The 17,523-nt window shown below is 58.1% G+C and carries 15 protein-coding genes and 1 tRNA gene; 6 read left to right on the plus strand and 10 right to left on the minus strand.

Annotated elements, in window-relative coordinates:
* The first annotated feature begins 61 nt into the window (after positions 1-61).
* Positions 62-1,678 (plus strand): HD family phosphohydrolase, encoded by a 1,617-nt coding sequence (locus AEP_RS00685; RefSeq protein ID WP_087493616.1) that lies wholly within the window; start codon positions 62-64, stop codon positions 1,676-1,678.
* Here the strand turns inward: AEP_RS00685 and AEP_RS00690 are convergent.
* From AEP_RS00690 to AEP_RS00710, 5 genes are read right to left on the minus strand one after another with little or no spacing between them, the layout of a single operon-like run.
* Entirely contained in the window at positions 1,675-2,469 is a 795-nt protein-coding gene (locus AEP_RS00690) for a UDP-2,3-diacylglucosamine diphosphatase (RefSeq protein ID WP_087493617.1), read from the minus strand. The genes AEP_RS00685 and AEP_RS00690 overlap by 4 nt on opposite strands.
* A 5-nt stretch (positions 2,470-2,474) precedes the next feature.
* Positions 2,475-2,981 carry a peptidylprolyl isomerase gene (locus AEP_RS00695; protein WP_087493618.1) on the minus strand — a complete coding sequence of 169 codons (507 nt, stop codon included), beginning with the start codon at positions 2,979-2,981 and terminating at the stop codon, positions 2,475-2,477.
* A 3-nt stretch (positions 2,982-2,984) separates the two neighbouring features.
* Positions 2,985-3,566, minus strand: a complete 582-nt coding sequence (locus AEP_RS00700) for a peptidylprolyl isomerase (RefSeq protein ID WP_087493619.1) — start codon at positions 3,564-3,566, stop codon at positions 2,985-2,987.
* The gene (locus AEP_RS00705; protein WP_087493620.1) at positions 3,566-4,843 is read right to left on the minus strand and encodes a L,D-transpeptidase family protein; all 1,278 of its coding nucleotides are present in this window, start codon (positions 4,841-4,843) and stop codon (positions 3,566-3,568) included. Before AEP_RS00705 ends, AEP_RS00700 begins: the two co-directional genes overlap by 1 nt.
* A gap of 28 nt (positions 4,844-4,871) precedes the next feature.
* On the minus strand, positions 4,872-6,035 hold the full coding sequence (locus tag AEP_RS00710) for a nuclear transport factor 2 family protein (RefSeq protein WP_087493621.1): 1,164 nt from the start codon (positions 6,033-6,035) through the stop codon (positions 4,872-4,874).
* Between the two features lie 183 nt (positions 6,036-6,218).
* On the opposite strand from AEP_RS00710, the gene cysS reads away from it, so the two are divergent.
* From cysS to AEP_RS00735, 5 genes are all read left to right on the plus strand, one after another.
* The gene (cysS, locus tag AEP_RS00715) at positions 6,219-7,595 is read left to right on the plus strand and encodes a cysteine--tRNA ligase (RefSeq protein WP_087493622.1); all 1,377 of its coding nucleotides are present in this window, start codon (positions 6,219-6,221) and stop codon (positions 7,593-7,595) included.
* Entirely contained in the window at positions 7,595-8,248 is a 654-nt protein-coding gene (locus AEP_RS00720; RefSeq protein ID WP_087493623.1) for a DNA-3-methyladenine glycosylase family protein, read from the plus strand. The genes cysS and AEP_RS00720 overlap by 1 nt, the downstream gene beginning before the upstream one ends.
* 47 nt (positions 8,249-8,295) lie before the next feature.
* Positions 8,296-9,273 (plus strand): acetyl-CoA carboxylase carboxyltransferase subunit alpha, encoded by a 978-nt coding sequence (locus AEP_RS00725; RefSeq protein ID WP_087493624.1) that lies wholly within the window; start codon positions 8,296-8,298, stop codon positions 9,271-9,273.
* Positions 9,274-9,290: 17 nt separating this feature from the next.
* Entirely contained in the window at positions 9,291-10,271 is a 981-nt protein-coding gene (tilS, locus tag AEP_RS00730; protein WP_087493625.1) for a tRNA lysidine(34) synthetase TilS, read from the plus strand.
* A 105-nt stretch (positions 10,272-10,376) separates the two neighbouring features.
* A tRNA-Ser gene (locus AEP_RS00735) sits at positions 10,377-10,469 on the plus strand.
* Positions 10,470-10,582: 113 nt separating this feature from the next.
* Here the strand turns inward: AEP_RS00735 and AEP_RS00740 are convergent.
* The 5 genes from AEP_RS00740 to AEP_RS00760 form a co-directional block, all read right to left on the minus strand.
* Entirely contained in the window at positions 10,583-11,218 is a 636-nt protein-coding gene (locus tag AEP_RS00740) for a glutaredoxin domain-containing protein (protein ID WP_087493626.1), read from the minus strand.
* 50 nt (positions 11,219-11,268) lie between these two features.
* Positions 11,269-13,326, minus strand: coding sequence for a M3 family metallopeptidase (locus tag AEP_RS00745; RefSeq protein ID WP_087493627.1), 2,058 nt, complete (start codon positions 13,324-13,326; stop codon positions 11,269-11,271).
* Between the two features lie 50 nt (positions 13,327-13,376).
* A complete protein-coding gene (gene folD, locus AEP_RS00750; RefSeq protein ID WP_087493628.1) occupies positions 13,377-14,255 on the minus strand; it encodes a bifunctional methylenetetrahydrofolate dehydrogenase/methenyltetrahydrofolate cyclohydrolase FolD in 879 nt (292 codons plus the stop codon).
* Between the two features lie 70 nt (positions 14,256-14,325).
* Positions 14,326-14,952: a response regulator transcription factor gene (locus tag AEP_RS00755; protein WP_087493629.1), complete on the minus strand. Its 627-nt coding sequence runs from the start codon at positions 14,950-14,952 to the stop codon at positions 14,326-14,328.
* Between the two features lie 4 nt (positions 14,953-14,956).
* Positions 14,957-17,503 (minus strand): PAS domain-containing sensor histidine kinase, encoded by a 2,547-nt coding sequence (locus AEP_RS00760; protein WP_232459890.1) that lies wholly within the window; start codon positions 17,501-17,503, stop codon positions 14,957-14,959.
* Positions 17,504-17,523 lie beyond the last annotated feature (20 nt).

Below are 17,523 nucleotides of genomic sequence, written 5' to 3' on the forward strand. Positions count from 1 at the left end.
GGGCTGCTTGTGAAACAATCAGTCCGGCCCCCGAGGGAGGGCACTCTTGAGAGGGGGTTGTGTGGACTCTGTAGATGACCTGCTGCGCCGATTGGAGCAGCTCAACGAGATCGGTACGGCGCTGTCCCGCGAGCGGGATATTGCCCGTTTGTTGGACAGCATTCTGCTGGCGGCCAAATCCATCACCCATGCGGATGCAGGTACCTTGTACCGTGTCACGGACGACCGCACTGCTCTGCGCTTTGAAATCATTAGGACGGCCTCTCTCAATATGGCGATGGGCGGGGTTTCCGGCAAGCCGATTGATTTTCCCGATCTGCCTTTGCACGGTGTGGACGGGCGCCCGAACGACTCCCTCGTGGCGGCCTATTCGGCGCTGCATAACCAGACGGTGAACATCGCTGATGCTTACACCGCTGCCGAGTTCGACTTTTCCGGCACACGGCGCTTTGATGAGCGCACCGGCTATCGCTCCCAGTCCTTCTTAACGGTACCAATGAAAGACCATGAGGGGGACGTGATCGGGGTTCTGCAGTTGATTAATGCTACGGATCCCGTCACCGGGCAGGTGCGCAGCTTCAGCACCTCAGACCAGAGCCTGGCAGAGTCTTTGGCGTCCCAAGCAGCCATTGCCATTACCAATCGGGGGCTGATGACGCAGCTGGAGTCGCTGTTTGAGTCGTTTATCAGCCTGATCAACGTGGCGATCGATGAAAAGTCTCATTACACCGGAGGCCATTGTGAGCGCGTACCCGCGCTGACCATGATGTTGGCTCAAGCGGCGGATCAGACCCGTGATGGGCCTTTGGCCGGCTTCCAGATGGGGGAGCGGGATCGCTACGAACTCAAGATTGCAGGTTTGTTGCACGATTGCGGCAAAGTCACCACGCCGGTGCACGTGGTGGATAAAGCCACCAAACTGCAAACCTTGTTTGACCGCATTGCGCTGGTAGATACGCGGTTTGAGGTCATCAAAAGAGATCGTGAGCTGGAGGCCTTGCGCGCCCAATTGGCGCTGCGCGACGTCAAAGACCCCGCCGCTGAGGCAGCCCTGTTGGCCCAAGCGCGTACCGATATAGACGCCTCGGACGCTGACCGTGAATTCCTCCGCCAGGCCAATCGTGGAACCGAGTACATGAGCGATGCTGCTGTACAGCGTGTTCGCACGATTGGCACACAGACAACTTGGCGAAATCCGGACGGGTTGGAGTCCGAGTTCCTCTCTGCGGATGAGATGGAAAACCTCAGTATCCGTGGCGGCACGCTGACGGCCGCCGAACGGGAGATCATCAATCACCATATAGTGGCCACCATCAAAATGCTGGAGCAGCTGCCATGGCCCAAACACCTGCGCAATGTGCCGGAATATGCAGGCGGCCACCATGAGCGTATGGATGGCAAAGGCTACCCCAAGGGCCTGACGCGGGACCAGATGTCTGTCCAGGCCCGCATCATGGGCATCGCCGATATTTTTGAAGCACTGACCGCCAAAGACCGACCCTACAAGCCAGGGATGAAGCTCTCACAGGCCATGCAGATCATGACCAAGTTCCGGGATACCGGGCATATCGACCCCGATTTGTTCGACGTGTTCGTGCAGGAGCGCGTTTATTTGCGTTATGCCGAGCAGTTCCTGGACCCGTGGCAGATTGACGAAGTAGAACCTGCAGCCGGCTAGGACATGGGCCCGCAATCTCCGGGTGGCAGTCGGCTGAACACCGCGTCACCTCCGGTCGCTGGAACTTGCAAGCGCAGAACTTCCGCCCGGTGGTGCGCACCATGGATATGCCAATCACTGAGCACCCAACGCGCATGCCCACCAGCCAGAGTGTGGGTTGCGGGGCGGTGGGTGTGGCCGTGGATCATGACGTCTGCAAACGCCGAGTTCAGCAGTTCGCAAGCGGCAAAATCGTCCACATCGGCATATTCAAACCCAGAGGTCTTTTGTGCTTCGCTGCGTGCGCGGATGTCAGCAGCAATGTGCTGCCGTTCCGACAGAGGTTTGGATAGAAATTCCCGCTGCCATGCGTCAGAGCGCACCATGCTGCGGAAGACTTGGTAGTCTTTGTCGTCCAGGCACAAAGCATCGCCGTGAGTCAAAACCGTCCGTTTGCCGGCAAAGTGCAAGGTGGTTGGGTCTTGTAGCAGTGTGGCGTTAGCGGCCTGTGCGAGCCGTGCGCCCATCAAGAAATCCCGATTGCCGTGCAGGAAGTAGACAGGCAGGCGCGTTGCCGTCAGCCGGATCGTCTCTGCGCAAGCTGCTTCAAAGGTTCCCGGGTTATCCAAAACATCGTCACCCACCCAGACTTCAAACAGGTCGCCAAGAATAAACAGGGCATCTGCGGTGGTGTTTTGCATGAACTGCACCCAAAGCGCATAGGTGCCGGGCTCGGATGCTTGGAGGTGGAGATCAGAAATGAAATCCACTTGCCGCCAGTGGAGCGGGGCGTTCAGTTCCACTGGCGGCATGAGGTTTACAGCGCGACGGCTTTTTCAATGATGACGTCTTCTTTGGGCACGTCATCATGGAAACCCTTGCGACCGGTTTTGACGGCCTTGATTTTGTCGACCACATCGGTGCCGGCTACTACTTTTCCGAAGACTGCGTAGCCCCAACCTTGCATGCTGGGGGCGGTGTGGTTCAAAAAGCCGTTGTCTGCCACGTTGATGAAGAACTGGGCAGTTGCAGAGTGTGGATCGCCAGTGCGGGCCATTGCCACGGTGTAGATGGCGTTTTTGAGGCCGTTGTTGGCTTCGTTTTCGATGGGAGCATCCGTGGTCTTTTGGGCCATGCCGGGCTCCATGCCGCCGCCTTGGATCATAAATCCGGGGATCACACGGTGGAAGATGGTGTTGTTGTAGTGCCCTTTGTTCACGTAGGCCAGAAAGTTGGCGGTGGACTTGGGTGCTTTGTCTTGGTCCAGCTCAAGGGTGATGACACCGTAGCCGGCGATATGGAGTTCGACTTGAGGATTGCTCATGATTTAGGGAGCCAATGTGGCTGAGTTGATAACGATGGGGGTTTGAGGGACGTCTTGGTACATGCCGGCACTGGTCGTGGGCACTGTACGGATTTTGTCGATGGTGTCCATGCCTTGAATCACCTTTCCGAATACGGTGTACCCGTAACCATCCGGACGTGGTGCATTCAAGTTCTGGTTGTCCACCACATTGATAAAGAACTGTGCCGTTGCGCTGTTGGGGTCTGAGGTACGTGCCATGGCGATGGTGCCACGGTCATTTTTTAGTTTGTTATTCGCTTCGAGCGGAACAGGCGCGCGGGTCGCCTTTTGCTGCATCGCAGGGTTGAATCCGCCCCCTTGGACCATGAAGTTGGGAATCACGCGGTGGAAGATGGTGCCGTTGTAATGCTTGTCTTTCACATATTGCACAAAGTTTTCAACCGTTTTGGGCGCTCTGTCAGGATAGAGCTCCACGGTGAAGTTTCCGGCTGTGGTCTGAAATACGACTTTGGTGGTTTGCTCCTGTGCATACGAAGCGCATGCCACTCCCATGGCGAGCAAAACGAATAAAGAACGAGCGAATGCTTGCAATCGATAGCCCATCAAAGGACTCCTTCGTAAAAAATCTTCCATTGACCGTTTTGCCGCGTCCAGTACTGGCGCTTGGTCCAACCGATGCGGGACCCTTCAGCGACTTCGCCAAACGTGGCAACCATGGTCTCGGAGCTGTCTACCCAGTGCAGATAAGACACGTCTTTGAGCTGAATGGTTCGTCCTTTGGTTTTTTCCATCTCGCCACGGAGCAGGGGGGTCCATTGAGACAGAGACTTGCCGTTGCTATTGAAGTCCTGGGTGTAATGAGAGAGAACCTGGTTCACATCCCCCGCCGTTTTGGCATTTCGCCAGGCAAAAAGCGCCTCTTCAAAGCCATTGCTCGCTGCTTTTGCCTTGGACGGGGCCACCCATTCCAGTTGTTGAGCAATCACCACAGGAGTTGCGCGGACTGCGACGGTTCGAATGATGTGGTCCAGATCCGGGTTTGCGAGGACCACACAGCCGTCAGTGGCGAGGGGCGGGCGTGAAAATTGGGTGGGTGGTGTACCGTGCAGCCAGATACCGCTGCCGGTTTTTCCGCGCTTTGCATCCAGTACGTTGGGATAACTGATAGGCAAAGCCCCGGAGCCGTAAAAATCTTTTAGCGACTTCGGGTCGAGGTTGCTGGTGATGTAATACACGCCCAATGGAGTTCTTTGGTCACCCTCCACAGTTTTGGATGTGCCGGCCTTGCCTACAGAAATGTAGTAATCAGCCATCAGCGCCAAGCCGGTGGGAGTGTTCTCAAACAGATACAAACGCGAGCGGGAGGCATCCACGGCAATAGCATGGCGCGTGCTGGGGGCAAGTTGCAGGAACTGGACAGGAATGGTTCCGGGCACGGGGCGCTCTTTGAGTGCCTTGACGCGTTTCAGCGATTCTTCGCGGAGTTCCTTCAGCGTATTGCTGCCATCTTTGGCCATCGCAGCAGGTACATCGCCCAGGGTGCTGACAGGGCGTGTTCTTGCAACCAATAAATCGCCGTACACCAGTTGTGCCAACTGGAAGTTCGGCAAATCGGTGGCCAGCTGTTCAGCCTTCAAGAAGGCATCTTTGCCTGCTCCCTGGCCAATCAGGTTGTAGATTTCAATGAGCCTAGCTTCCGCTACACCACCCGCGTCCAACGATTGGGGCGCCTGCTTGACTACGGTTGCCTTGGCTTCCTTTTTGTCGTTGCGGCCGTTGGCCGCTGCCATTTCAGCGGAAAGGCCGAAGAACGCCATCGTCGCCAGCGGCAAGGCCAGACGCGACAAGCAGCTGCTGCGCAGCGCAAGAAAAGGACTCATGAACACCTTGGTCAGGGAAGTCTGGACTTCAGTTCACGGATTCACGCACGATGACCCAGCGGTCACCGGCCTTGACCAGATCCAGGGATTTGCGGCTGGACACCGCCAATTCGTTGGCCTTGTAATCCTGACGGAACTTGGCTGTCGCTTTGTTCCCGTTTACGCTGATGTTCAGGTTTTCCAGCTTCACGCTGATTTTGGACTTGCTGGTGATTCGCTGGCGGCGCTCGTCTTCCCAGGCAGCGCGGCTGGTACCGGATGGTGTAGCGAAGTCTTTGCCGTACGCAGCAAGATAGCCCTTTACATCACGTGCAGCCCAAGCTTTGGCCCAATTCCGGACCGCACTTTCCACGTCCTTCTGTGCGTTTGCATTGCTGTTGGATTCCGCCGGAGCTGGTTTGGCCGGTGCTGGCGCTGCAGGTGCAGCCGCGGGTGCGGGAGTGGATGAGGCAACAGGAGCCGGTGCCGCTGCTGGTACGGCCGCTGGCGCAGCCGCCGCTGGTTTGTTGTTGGTCACTGTCGCCGGCAAGGTGGGAGGAGCCTTGGCGACCGGGGTATCCGGCAGAGAAGGGGCCGGTTTGGTCACAGCTGGCGCAGAAGGTACGTTGCCGGTGGCAGCTGGCGTAGCAGGCAAAGTTGCCGCGGTTGTGGGACGCTGTCCTTTAGCTGCCGCGGGATTGAAGAGCTCGCGGATCAGGGCCAATTTCGGGGCGACCGCAGCGTTGCTGCTGTCTAGTTGCAATGCTTTGCCATAGGCTTGGCTGGCCAGCTTGGCGTACACGTCACCTAGGTTTTCATGGGCGGTGGTGTAGCTGGGGTTGGTGCGGATAGCCATTTCCAAGGCCGTGCGTGCTTTGTCGTACTGACTCTGGCCCGCGTACAGCACTGCCAAATTGTTGTAGGGCTCAGGGAGCTCAGGGTAGTCTTCAGTCAGGCGGGTGAATGTTGCAATCGCCTCAGATGTTTTGCCCGAATCGCGCTGGATGACGCCTTTGAGGAAGCGCATCTGGGGATCCCTCGGCTTTGCGACCAAAAACTGGTCCACCTTGATCATGGCTTCCGGCAATTTCCCGTTGCGGACCAGTTGCGCTACGTCGGAGTAGTCATCGGCGTGTGCAACTCCAAAAGAGAGTGTGGCAGCCAGTGCGATCCAACGGATTGCGGTAAAAACCTTGGTGGGGGCTTGCTTCATATTGCCTTTGAATTCTTGCGCTGGGAGAAGCCCTCGTCGTGGGGCTTTATACTGCGCTGCATTGTAGCTGAGGGGTTTGCGTCCCGCCCCGCGGCAACCCCCGTTTAGATTCCTAACGAGCCCCTATATGACCCTTGGTGTTGTAGCGGGCTCGCTGTTTTTGTGTTCAGGTCTTTGAAGCCCATGAGTTTGCGCATTTTCAACACGCTGACGCGTTCGTTGCAGCCATTTACCCCGATTGAGCCCGGCCATGTGCGGATGTACGTCTGCGGTATGACCATTTACGACCTCTGTCATATCGGCCACGCACGGATGATGATGGCGTTTGATGTGGTTCAGCGGTGGCTGAAAGCCAGCGGCATGCAAGTGACCTACGTGCGCAATATCACTGACATTGACGACAAAATCATCCGGCGAGCGGTGGAACGTGGCATCACCATCCGCCAACTGACCGACGAGATGATTGCCGCCATGCACGCGGATATTGGTGCCTTGCACATCGAACCACCGTCGGTGGAGCCCCGTGCCACTGAATATGTGTCCCAGATGTTGTCCTTGATCGGCGAGCTGGAGGCCAAAGGGCTGGCCTACCGCGCCAGCAATGGCGATGTCAATTACTCGGTCCGTAAGTTCGAAGGTTACGGGAAGCTTTCCGGCAAGTCGCTCGACGAACTGCGTGCAGGCGAGCGTGTCGCCGTGCTGGATGGCAAGGAAGACCCGCTGGATTTTGTGCTGTGGAAGTCGGCAAAGCCGGAGGAGCCCCCGGAAGCCAAGTGGGAAAGTGTGTTCGGTACCGGTCGTCCGGGCTGGCACATCGAATGCTCGGCCATGAGTTGCGCAACCTTGGGTACAACTTTTGATATTCATGGTGGTGGTGCAGACCTGCAATTTCCACACCATGAAAACGAAATTGCCCAAAGCGAAGGGGCTCACGGGCAAGCCTTGGCGAACTTCTGGATGCACAACGGGTTTGTGCGGGTCGACAACGAGAAGATGAGCAAGTCGCTGGGGAATTTCTTCACCATTCGCGATGTACTTCGCCAATACGACGCAGAAACTGTGCGCTTTTTCATTGTGCGGGCCCATTACCGCAGCGCTTTGAATTACAGCGACGCCCATCTGGATGACGCACGTCAGGCCCTAAAGCGCCTGTACACAGCGCTCAGTCAAGTACAAGCAACAGAAATCAGTATTGATTGGAGCAATCCGTTTGCCGCCCGTTTCAAGGCCGCCATGGATGAGGACTTCGGCACCCCTGAGGCGGTGGCTGTGTTGTTTGAGCTTGCGGGAGAGGTAAATCGCTCCAAATCTGTGGAGGCTGCGTCCCTGTTAAAGGCACTGGGCGCTTGTCTCGGGCTACTGCAGGCTGATGCCAGCGCCTATTTGCAATCAGGCGCGGTGCTGGATGAAGCCACAATCCAGCAACGTATTGCTGACCGTGCAGCAGCCAAAGCGGCCAAAGACTTCGCTCAAGCTGACGCGATTCGCAAAGACTTGCTTGCCCAGGGCATTGTGTTGAAGGATTCTGCGGCCGGTACCACATGGGAGGTAGCGCAGTAATGGCCGTTGCCCCCACAGCCGCGGCTGACGTGGTTACTACGCCCTATTTCTGGGAAGAAGCCTGTAAGCACCTGATGAAGAAAGACCGGGTGATGAAGCGCTTGATCCCCCAGTTCGGGGACGCGTGTTTGCAGACCCGCGGTGATGCATTCGTGACTTTGGCACGCAGCATCATCGGGCAGCAGATTTCCGTCAAGGCGGCCCAAACCGTGTGGGATCGATTCGCCGTCTTGCCCAAAAAGCTGACACCGGCCAACGTGCTTAAGCTAAAAGTGGACGACATGCGCGCCGCCGGTTTGAGTGCCCGCAAGGTGGAGTATCTGGTGGATTTGGCCTTGCATTTCGACAACGGAGCCTTGCACGTTAAAGACTGGGACAGCATGGAAGATGAGGAAATCATCGCCGAGCTGGTGTCCATTCGCGGTATCGGCCGCTGGACGGCGGAGATGTTTTTGATCTTCCATTTGATGCGTCCGAACGTGCTGCCGTTGGATGACGACGGTTTGATCACCGGCATCAGCCAAAACTATTTTTCGGGCGATGTGGTGAGCCGCAGCGATGCGCGCGAGGTTGCCGCCGCCTGGGCGCCATATTGCAGCGTTGCAACTTGGTATATTTGGCGGTCTCTCGACCCGCTACCGGTCGCGTACTAACGGGTGCCGGCACAGGCTGTGCCAGTACCGCAAGAAGGAGAAAAACGTTGGCAAAAAAGACTTTCCTCGATTTCGAGCAGCCCATTGCGGAGCTTGAAGGCAAGATTGAAGAATTGCGCTACGTCCAGAATGAATCGGCAGTGGATATCTCTGCGGAGATTGATCAGCTGAGCAAGAAGAGCCAGCAACTCACCAAAGACATTTACAGTGACCTGACCCCTTGGCAGATCACCAAAATCGCTCGTCACGCTGAGCGCCCCTACACCCTCGACTACGTTAGCGAAATCTTTACCCATTTCGTCGAACTGCACGGCGACCGCCACTTTGCGGACGATTTGAGTGTCGTGGGCGGCTTGGCCCGTTTCAATGGCACTCCTTGCATGGTCATCGGCCAACAAAAAGGCCGTGACACCAAAGAGCGCGGTCTGCGCAACTTCGGCATGAGCAAGCCCGAGGGCTACCGCAAGGCCCTGCGCTTGATGAAGCTGGCCGAAAAGTTCAAATTGCCGGTGTTCACCTTCGTGGATACTCCTGGTGCGTACCCCGGCATTGACGCCGAAGAGCGCGGTCAGTCAGAAGCTATTGGCCGCAACATTTTTGAGATGGCACAGCTGGAAGTACCCATCATCACTACCATCATCGGCGAAGGTGGTTCCGGTGGCGCATTGGCGATTTCGGTGGCCGATCAGGTCATCATGTTGCAGTACTCGGTCTACTCGGTGATCAGCCCGGAAGGCTGCGCTTCTATTCTCTGGAAAACCTCCGACAAAGCGCAGGAAGCTGCCGATGCATTGGGCATCACCGCCCACCGTTTGAAAGCTTTGGGGCTGGTCGACAAGATCGTGAACGAGCCGGTAGGTGGCGCACATCGCGACACCAAGCAAGCTGCTGCCTTCCTCAAGCGTGCGTTGTCGGATGCTTATCGCCAGATTAGCGATCTCAAAGTCAAAGAATTGGTCGATCGTCGCTATGAGCGTTTACAGAGTTACGGCCGCTTTACTGATACCAAGGCTGCCGGGAAGTAAATGCCAGACCGTGTTGCATGACACAGTCATTTGACCAAGCGATGCGGGCCTTTGAGCCCGCTTTGCCTTTGGGGGTGGCCTACAGCGGTGGCGCGGATTCGTCGGCCTTGCTGGTGGCTTGTGCCCGGCAATGGCCGGGGCAGGTGGTGGCCATTCACGTCAATCATGGGCTGCAAGCGGCGGCTGCTGACTTTGAAGCCCATTGCCGAAGCGTGTGCAGTCGTCTCGGTATTCCGCTGCATGTGGAGGCAGTGCATGCCCATGCAGTTCCCGGGCAAAGCCCGGAAGATGCTGCCCGCATTGCACGATATAAGGCTTTTGATGCTCTGGCGCAGATGGAATGTGCGGGAGTAGCTATTAAATCTATAGCAATTGCCCAACATGCTGATGATCAGGTAGAAACAGTGTTGCTGGCTCTTGGCAGAGGCGCAGGCCTGGCTGGTCTTAGCGGCATGCCTGCTCAATGGCAGCGCGGCAATGTCCATTTCTTTCGTCCATTGCTACAGGTCGCCGGTGACGCGCTCAAACGATGGCTGGTAGCCAACAATGAGCCCTGGGTCTCGGACCCCACTAACGCTGACCATCGCTATACCCGCAACCATATCCGCTCTGAGTTGTTGCCCGCATTGCAGCGGGTTTTTCCACAGTTTCTGGAGACTTTTGCCCGGAGTGCCCGCCACGCTGCGGAGGCGGAAGCTCTTTTGGCTGAAATGGCCGATGAGGATTGGCGGGCGGTGGAGCGTGAGGCGACCGGTCGGCCTGACATTCGCAGTCTGCAAGCGCTCTCGCCTGCGCGGCAGTCGAATGTACTGCGGCGCTGGCTGAAACTCGGGCATGGTGTGATTCCCCAAGCTTCCCAGTTGTTGGAGTTGCGTAAGCAGGTGCAAGCGTGCAAAACGCGGGGTCACCGCATTCACCTCAAAGTGGGAAATGGATTCGTGACGCGGCGAGGCGCTACGCTCGAATGGCAAGTGGCTTCATTTCATTCCGGACAATAAAGACCATTGCAGACATCGAACTGGGGGGAACTTGCCGTGAAGGCATGGCTTTCAGCCCTGAGTTTAAAAAAACGGGTCTGAGTCGTGAGATAATATCCCCTGTCAGGAAACGTGACCGAGTGGCCGAAGGTGCTCCCCTGCTAAGGGAGTATGGGGTGTAGAGCCTCATCGAGGGTTCGAATCCCTCCGTTTCCGCCAAGTCAGAGCCCCATGCAGTTCGCTGCTTGGGGCTTTTTCTTTGCCTGCATTCAGGGGCTTATCGCCCAAAAAAAAGCCCGACTGGTATCGGGCTTTTTTTTGCAATTTTTCGCCTAGAACGTAATACCGGCCGGATTGGACGGTGATGGCGCCGACGGGGCTGGTGGTGGTGCAACTTCAGCAGGCTTGGCCACAGGTTCCGCTTTGGGGGGCGTGGCTTTCTGCACGGCGACCAACGGCGTGGCTGCCGGGTAACGGTAGGACTTGGGCAGCATCGGGTTCTTGGGGTAGCCAGCGGCATCCAGGTACTGGGTCCACTCTGTATCGGAGAAACCTTTGAGTTTTTGTGCGCCTATGGTGGCATAAGGCAAGGTGGACTCGCCAGAGAGGCGTTGCAGGGCCTCGCTGTCCTCTGCGGTTGCAATTGTCTTTTCGCTAAAGGGCACACCGCGGGATTTCAGCAACGTGCGTGCTGAGTCGCACGGGGCGCACTGGGCCGATGTGTACAAGGTGAACGGGTATTTGGAGACGACCTGCCGCAATTCAAATGGCAGATCTGCACCTGTGGCATTGCCACCCGGTGTGACCGGCGTTGCAGTGCCGGCTGCGCTTTGGGCCGCGGTAGGAGGTTTGTCGGAAAACGTGACTTTTCCATCCGGCCCTACGATTTTATAAACGCCTTGAGCCTGCGTGACACCTGCCATCACCAGCAGTGCCAAGCCCAGTGCCATTGAAGTGCGTGAAGCCATGGTCGTGATCCTTAAGGTTTGAAGCGATGGAGTCGGTTGCATCAGCCCGATTATTGGACAGACATGCCTTGGTGGCGCAATAGAGCGTCCAAGGAGGGTTCACGGCCGCGGAAAGCCTTGAAGGACTCCATGGCGGGCCGGCTGCCCCCGGCTTCGAGAATGGCTGTGCGGTAGCGTTTTCCGGTTTCCGGATTTGCGCTGCCGTCAGCTCCCACGGTCTCTTCAAAGGCCGCGTAGGCATCTGCGCTCAGTACCTCTGCCCACTTGTAGCTGTAATAGCCTGCCGCGTAGCCTCCGGCAAAAATGTGGCTGAACGTATGCGCGGTGCGGCTCCAAGCCGGCGATTGCAGCACGGCAACTTCATCCCTCACTTGTTTCAACAGCGGCATGATGTCGTCGCCGGGCGTGTGCTGGGAGTGCAACAGCATGTCAAACAAAGCAAACTCAATTTGGCGCAGGGTTTGCATGCCGCTCTGGAAGTTCTTGGCGGCCAGCATCTTGTCGAACAATGCGCGTGGCAAGTGTTCGCCGGTATCCACATGGGCGGTCATGTGCTGGAGCACATTCCACTCCCAGCAGAAGTTTTCCATGAACTGGCTGGGTAGTTCCACTGCATCCCACTCCACGCCACTGATGCCGGATACATCCCGCTCGTTCACCTGGGTCAGCATGTGGTGCAGGCCGTGGCCGAACTCGTGGAACAGTGTCGTCACATCATCGTGAGAGAGCAGTGCCGGTTTTTTGAGGCCGTCTACTTCGACGCCGTCGGCAAAGTTGCAGACCAAGTGGGCGACCGGAGTTTGCAGGGTGCCAGTGTCGGGACGCAGCCATCGGGTGCGCACATCGTCCATCCAGGCGCCACCGCGCTTGCCGCTGCGGGCGGTCGGATCCAGGTAAAACTGTCCGATCAGGTTGCGGCCTTGAGGGCCGACCCGCTCAATGCGGTAGAACGACACGCCGGGGTTCCAGACCGGTGCGGAGTCCGGGCTGATTTCCACATCGAACAGGGTTTCGATGATTTTGAACAGGCCGGCCAACACCTTGGGGGCGGTGAAGTACTGTTTGACCTCTTGCTCGCTGAAGGCGTAACGGGCCTCTTTGAGCTTTTCGGAGATGTACGGCCAGTCCCATGGCTGCGGGTCGTTGAGCTGCAATTCTTCCTTGGCAAAAGCGCGCAGGTCGGCCACGTCCTTCTCTGCGAAGGGGCGTGCTTTGCGGGCCAGGTCCCGCAGGAAGCGGATGACGGTGTCAGGAGAGTCTGCCATCTTGGGCACCACCGACAGCGTGGCGAAATCGGGGTAACCGAGAAGCTGGGCTTCTTCTTTACGCAGGGCCAGAATGCCGTTGATGACCTCGGTGTTGTCGAATTTACGGAACTCTTCGGCAGCTTCTTGGGATGCGCGGGTCGCATAGGCCCTGTAGAGCATGCCGCGCAGGGTGCTGCGGGTAGCGAACTGCATTACCGGCAGGTAGCACGGCATTTTGAGCGTGAGTTTGTAGCCTTCTTTACCCTCAGCTTCTGCAGCGCTGCGGGCAGCTTGCACCACATCGGCAGGTACACCGTCCAATTCAGCCAGAGTGGCGTGGTAGCTGAAGGCGTCCGTGGCGTCGAGCGTGTTTTCGCTGAATTTTTGCCCCAGTTCAGCCTGCTTTTCCTGGATCTCGGCAAACCGTTCGCGCGCTGCGCCTTGCAGGTCGGCGCCGCCCAGTACGAAGTTGCGTACGGCATTTTTGTGTGCTTGCAACTGCTCTGCGTTCAGCCGGGCTGTGTCGATGGCTTTGTACTTGGCAAACAGGCGTTCGTCGGCACCGAGACGGGTCCAGAACTCCGTCACCTTGGGCAGGGCCGCGTTGTACGCGGCACGCAGCTCGGGGCTGTCTGCCACGCTGTTCAAGTGACTTACGGCACCCCAAGCTAAACCCAAGCGTTCGGTTGCCACATCCAGCACCGACGCGATGGCCGTCCACTCTGCCGGAAAAGATGCTGCCGTTACTTGCTCCAGAGCAGCATCGGCTTTGGCAAGGAGTTCGTCTACCGCCGGGCCGACGTCAGCTGGTGTGATGCGGTCGAAAAGAGGGAGCGGGGCGTTTTGGAGCAGTGGATTCATGGTGCCGGAGGTGTGCGATTCAGAGCTATGCAGATGCGGGCGAAGCGTGATTAAACAAGGCCACGCGCAGCGGCGTCACGCTCTGCAGATTCCATGGTGTTGACCAGCAGCATGGTGATGGTCATGGGGCCCACGCCGCCGGGCACCGGAGTGATGTACCCGGCCACCTGGCTGACGCCAGCGTAGTCCACATCGCCGCAAAGCTTGCCCTCGTCGTTGCGGTTCATGCCCACATCGATGACCACGGCACCTGGCTTGACCATGTCGGCTGTCAGTACATTGCGCTTGCCCACCGCCGCCACAATCACATCGGCTTGCAAAGTCATCGCTTTGAGGTCGGATGTTGCGCTGTGGCACATGGTGACCGTGGCGCTTTTTTGCAGCAACATCATGGCCATGGGTTTGCCCACGATATTGGAGCGGCCGATCACCACGGCATGCTTGCCACGCAAGTCATAACCGATGCTCTCCAGCATCTTCATGCAGCCGTAAGGAGTGCAGGGCCAGAAACCGGGTTGTCCAACCATCAGCGCGCCGGCGCTGGCGATGTGAAAGCCGTCCACGTCTTTGGTAGGAGCGATGGATTCGATGACCTTGTTGGCATCAATGTGTGCGGGCAAGGGCAGCTGCACCAAGATGCCATGGATAGACGGGTCGTTGTTGAGTGCCTCTACCCGGGCGAGCAACTCAGCTTCGGTCATGCTGGCTTCGTACTTCTCCAGCACCGAATGCAAGCCCGCATCGGAGCAAGCCTTCACCTTGTTGCGCACATAGACCTGAGAAGCAGGGTTGTCGCCAACCAGAACCACAGCCAGACCCGGCGTGAGGCCGCGGGCCTTGAGTGCTTCGGTGCGGCGGGCAACGTCGGAGCGGAGTTGGGCGGCGAGGGCATTGCCGTCGATGATCTGGGCAGTAGTGGAAGCAGTCATTCTTGATCTTGAAGTAAAAACGCCCGCAGCGGAGGCAGAGCGGGCGCGGGTAGCTATAAAGTTTGTAGCGTCAGGTTTTCGGGGCGTTCTGGCCGAGTGCAATTTTCAGCAGGTCGGCCACCGTGTTGGCACTGAGCTTTTCCATGATGTTGGCGCGGTGCGCCTCCACCGTCTTGATGCTGATGCCCAGGTCATCCGCAATTTGCTTGTTCAGGCGGCCAGCGACGATGCGCTCCAGCACTTGGCTTTCACGCAAGGTCAACTTGGAGAGCAGGGCGTCACGGTTGACGGCCAACTGGTAGTCGGCAAAGGTGTCCTTGGCGTGGTCGAGCATGCGCTCCACGAGGCTGACCAGTTGGTCTTCCTTGAAGGGCTTCTGGATGAAATCCATGGCGCCTTTTTTCATGCTGTCCACGGCCATGGGAACGTCGCCGTGACCGGTGATGAAGACGATAGGCAGGGGAGACTTGGCTTCGATCAGGCGGGTCTGCAGTTCCAAGCCCGTCATGCCACCCATTCGGATGTCGACGATCAAGCAGGCAACCTCACGCGCGTCATAGCGACTCAGGAAAGACTCAGCAGAATCAAAACACCGAACCCGGTACCCCTTGCCCTCCAGCAACCATTGCAGCGAATCGCGCACTGCTTCGTCATCGTCTACGACGTAAACCGTTCCTTTTTTGGGGATCAAGCTCATTCAGTTATCCGAGGTTGGGTTGGGGGGCCGGCGGCTCCGAGTAGGTCAGCGTACCGGTGTCGTTCAAGGGCACCCAGAATGAAAACCGGCAGCCCACAACGTCATCTCCATTGTAGATGTTCTCAGCGGTCATCCGCCCCAGGTGGGACTCGACGATGGATCGGCATAGGGATAGTCCTATGCCCATGCCATCAGCCTTGGTGGAATAGAACGCTTCATACAGGCGGGCCATGACTTCGGGCGCCAGTCCCTTGCCGGTGTCCTGTACTGAAAATTCCACAACAGGTTTATCGTCTATGCGCTTAGGCAATACGCGCAGCTCCACGATGCGGTCCGAGGTTTGACGCAGCGCAGAGTCTATGGATTCAGCCGCGTTGCGCAGCAGGTTGACCAGCACTTGCTCAATCAGGATCGGGTCCACCATGACCTGCGGAATGCGGGCCGCGACGTAGTGGTTCAGGCGCACGTTGAAGCGCCGTAACTCTATTTCAGCCAACTCCACCGCTTCGGCCACCATGGTGGACACCTCAGACAGCGTGCGGTTGGGCTCACTGCGTTTTACGAAACTGCGGATGCGCTGAATGATCTGACCCGCGCGCTGTGCCTGCTTTGCAGTCTTTTCCAGCGCGACCAGCAAGTCCGGCTCGGTGATCTGCTTGTCTTTGATGCGCGAGACCATGCCGTTGCAGTAGTTGTTGATCGCGGTGAGAGGTTGGTTCAACTCATGCGCCACGCTGGAGGCCATTTCGCCCATGGTGATCAAGCGGCTGGCGGTTTGGGCGCGCTCCGCTTGGGTGGCGGCCTGCTCTTCGGCAAGGCGACGGGTGGTGATGTCGGTGGCAATCACCATCTGGGCCAAACGGCCGTCCACCCAGCTCAGGTAACGGGTGCGCACTTCGAGCCACTTGCCTAACGCCTCAATAAAAATCTCTGCACTTTCAGGATCGCTGTCAGGCAAGGTAGTGGTCGGCAGGCCGGCGAAGGAGTCGACGCTGTCATCCGAGTCGTCGTTGGTCGGGCTGTTGGGCATGCCCGCCTCCGCTACCAGCTGCAAGTGGCCGCCGGCTTGTACGCCGAACCACTGCCGGTAGAGTTTGTTGGCAAACAGAAGTTCGTCGCTGCCCAAAGGGGCCACGGAGATGGACGCGTCCAGTGCCTCCAGCACGGTGGTGAATCGCTGGTGCGAAGCAGTGAGCTGTTCCCGAACCCGGTTGGGCTCGGTGATGTCCGTCATGGAGGTCACCCAGCCGGTTTGGGTGCCCATGGCGTCAATCAGCGGAGAGACATACAAGCGGGCGTCGAACAGGCTGCCGTCTTTTCGCTTCACACGCACCTGTATCCCGCCGGGAGTAGCGTTGCCGGTCAGCTCCTCCTCCAGCCTTGCAGCCACGTGTTCACGTTCGCTGTCAGGCCAATAGGGGAAGGGGGCTGTTCGTCCCACCAGGTCGGACTCGGTCCAGCCCGTCATCTGGCAGAAGGCCGCATTCACGTAGGTGATGCGTCCCTGCAAGTCCATGGCTCGCATGCCGGTAAGCATGGAATTTTCCATGGCACGGCGGAAATTGGTTTCCGACATGAGCGCTTGCTGAGCCTGCAAACGCCTGCGGGTGTGGCGCCAGTTGGCGATCAGCATCCAGGCTGTCAAGACGCTCAAGGCACTCACCAGCCAGAACAAGCCGCTGCCGATCACGCCCAAAGAGGCACGGTAAGCCTGAGCGCGAATGACCAGGCCCGAGCCGACCGGCGAGACGGGCATGGAGTACTCATTGCCCGGGCTGGCCCAAGGCAGGAAGCGGCTGACCAGCTTGCGGCCCGGAATGCTGGTACCCGCCAGCAGCCGCCCAGCGGAATCCTGCAGCGAAATCGCATAACGGGCAGACACCTCAGACGGTACGCCATAGCGGTACAGCCCGTCGATTGAATATTCGGTGATCAGAACACCCGAGAAACGCCCCTTGTTGTTTAGGGGAATGAACATTTGCAGGAGCGGCGCTTCATCTTTGGCCAAAGGCGGCTGGATATACAGGAGCTGGTTGAGCTGGCGGGTGAGGGAGTAACCGGTATCCCGGTCATCCTTGAGCAGCACATCACCCGGAATGTGGTACGGCCCGATCGCATTGGCCCCCATGCCCTGGCTGGCGCGGGTGCGCTTTTTCTCATCCACCCACGCCATGGCCTGGACTTCGGGGTACTGGTCCAGCAGGTTCGCTGCGCGTAACTTGAAGTCGTTGGTATCAATTTCACGGTTGGCGAGTTCGCGGGCGATGCGGGTGATCTGTTCCTGCCGCTCGAGCAGGCGTAGGCGTAGGCGTTGCTGGGTGTACTCGACGTCGCGCTGCACGGCTTCCTGCTCGCGGTCCATTTCTTCCAGCCGCAGGTAGCCCAAGGCGGCCACGATGGCCGCAAAAAACAATAACACCGCGGCCAGTGGGGCCAACATGGCTACCCGGTCCTGGCGGTGCGGGGTCAGCCGGTGCCACCAGCGTTTGGCGCCATCCACCGTTGGAATTGCCAGCGGCTTGGGCAATGAGATCACTTTGTAAAAAGGCATTGCCCGAGTGTAGAGGAGGG

Source organism: Curvibacter sp. AEP1-3 (assembly GCF_002163715.1).
In the GTDB taxonomy this organism is placed as follows: domain Bacteria; phylum Pseudomonadota; class Gammaproteobacteria; order Burkholderiales; family Burkholderiaceae_C; genus Allorhodoferax.

Coding starts and splice junctions, on each gene's coding strand:
- AEP_RS00690 (WP_087493617.1), bottom strand. CDS start 2,469: ATGCCGCCAGTGGAACTGAACGCCCCGCTCCACTGGCGGCAAGTGGAT.
- AEP_RS00695 (WP_087493618.1), bottom strand. CDS start 2,981: ATGAGCAATCCTCAAGTCGAACTCCATATCGCCGGCTACGGTGTCATC.
- AEP_RS00700 (WP_087493619.1), bottom strand. CDS start 3,566: ATGGGCTATCGATTGCAAGCATTCGCTCGTTCTTTATTCGTTTTGCTC.
- AEP_RS00705 (WP_087493620.1), bottom strand. CDS start 4,843: ATGAGTCCTTTTCTTGCGCTGCGCAGCAGCTGCTTGTCGCGTCTGGCC.
- AEP_RS00710 (WP_087493621.1), bottom strand. CDS start 6,035: ATGAAGCAAGCCCCCACCAAGGTTTTTACCGCAATCCGTTGGATCGCA.
- cysS (WP_087493622.1), top strand. CDS start 6,219: ATGAGTTTGCGCATTTTCAACACGCTGACGCGTTCGTTGCAGCCATTT.
- AEP_RS00720 (WP_087493623.1), top strand. CDS start 7,595: ATGGCCGTTGCCCCCACAGCCGCGGCTGACGTGGTTACTACGCCCTAT.
- tilS (WP_087493625.1), top strand. CDS start 9,291: ATGACACAGTCATTTGACCAAGCGATGCGGGCCTTTGAGCCCGCTTTG.
- AEP_RS00740 (WP_087493626.1), bottom strand. CDS start 11,218: ATGGCTTCACGCACTTCAATGGCACTGGGCTTGGCACTGCTGGTGATG.
- AEP_RS00745 (WP_087493627.1), bottom strand. CDS start 13,326: ATGAATCCACTGCTCCAAAACGCCCCGCTCCCTCTTTTCGACCGCATC.
- folD (WP_087493628.1), bottom strand. CDS start 14,255: ATGACTGCTTCCACTACTGCCCAGATCATCGACGGCAATGCCCTCGCC.
- AEP_RS00755 (WP_087493629.1), bottom strand. CDS start 14,952: ATGAGCTTGATCCCCAAAAAAGGAACGGTTTACGTCGTAGACGATGAC.
- AEP_RS00760 (WP_232459890.1), bottom strand. CDS start 17,503: ATGCCTTTTTACAAAGTGATCTCATTGCCCAAGCCGCTGGCAATTCCA.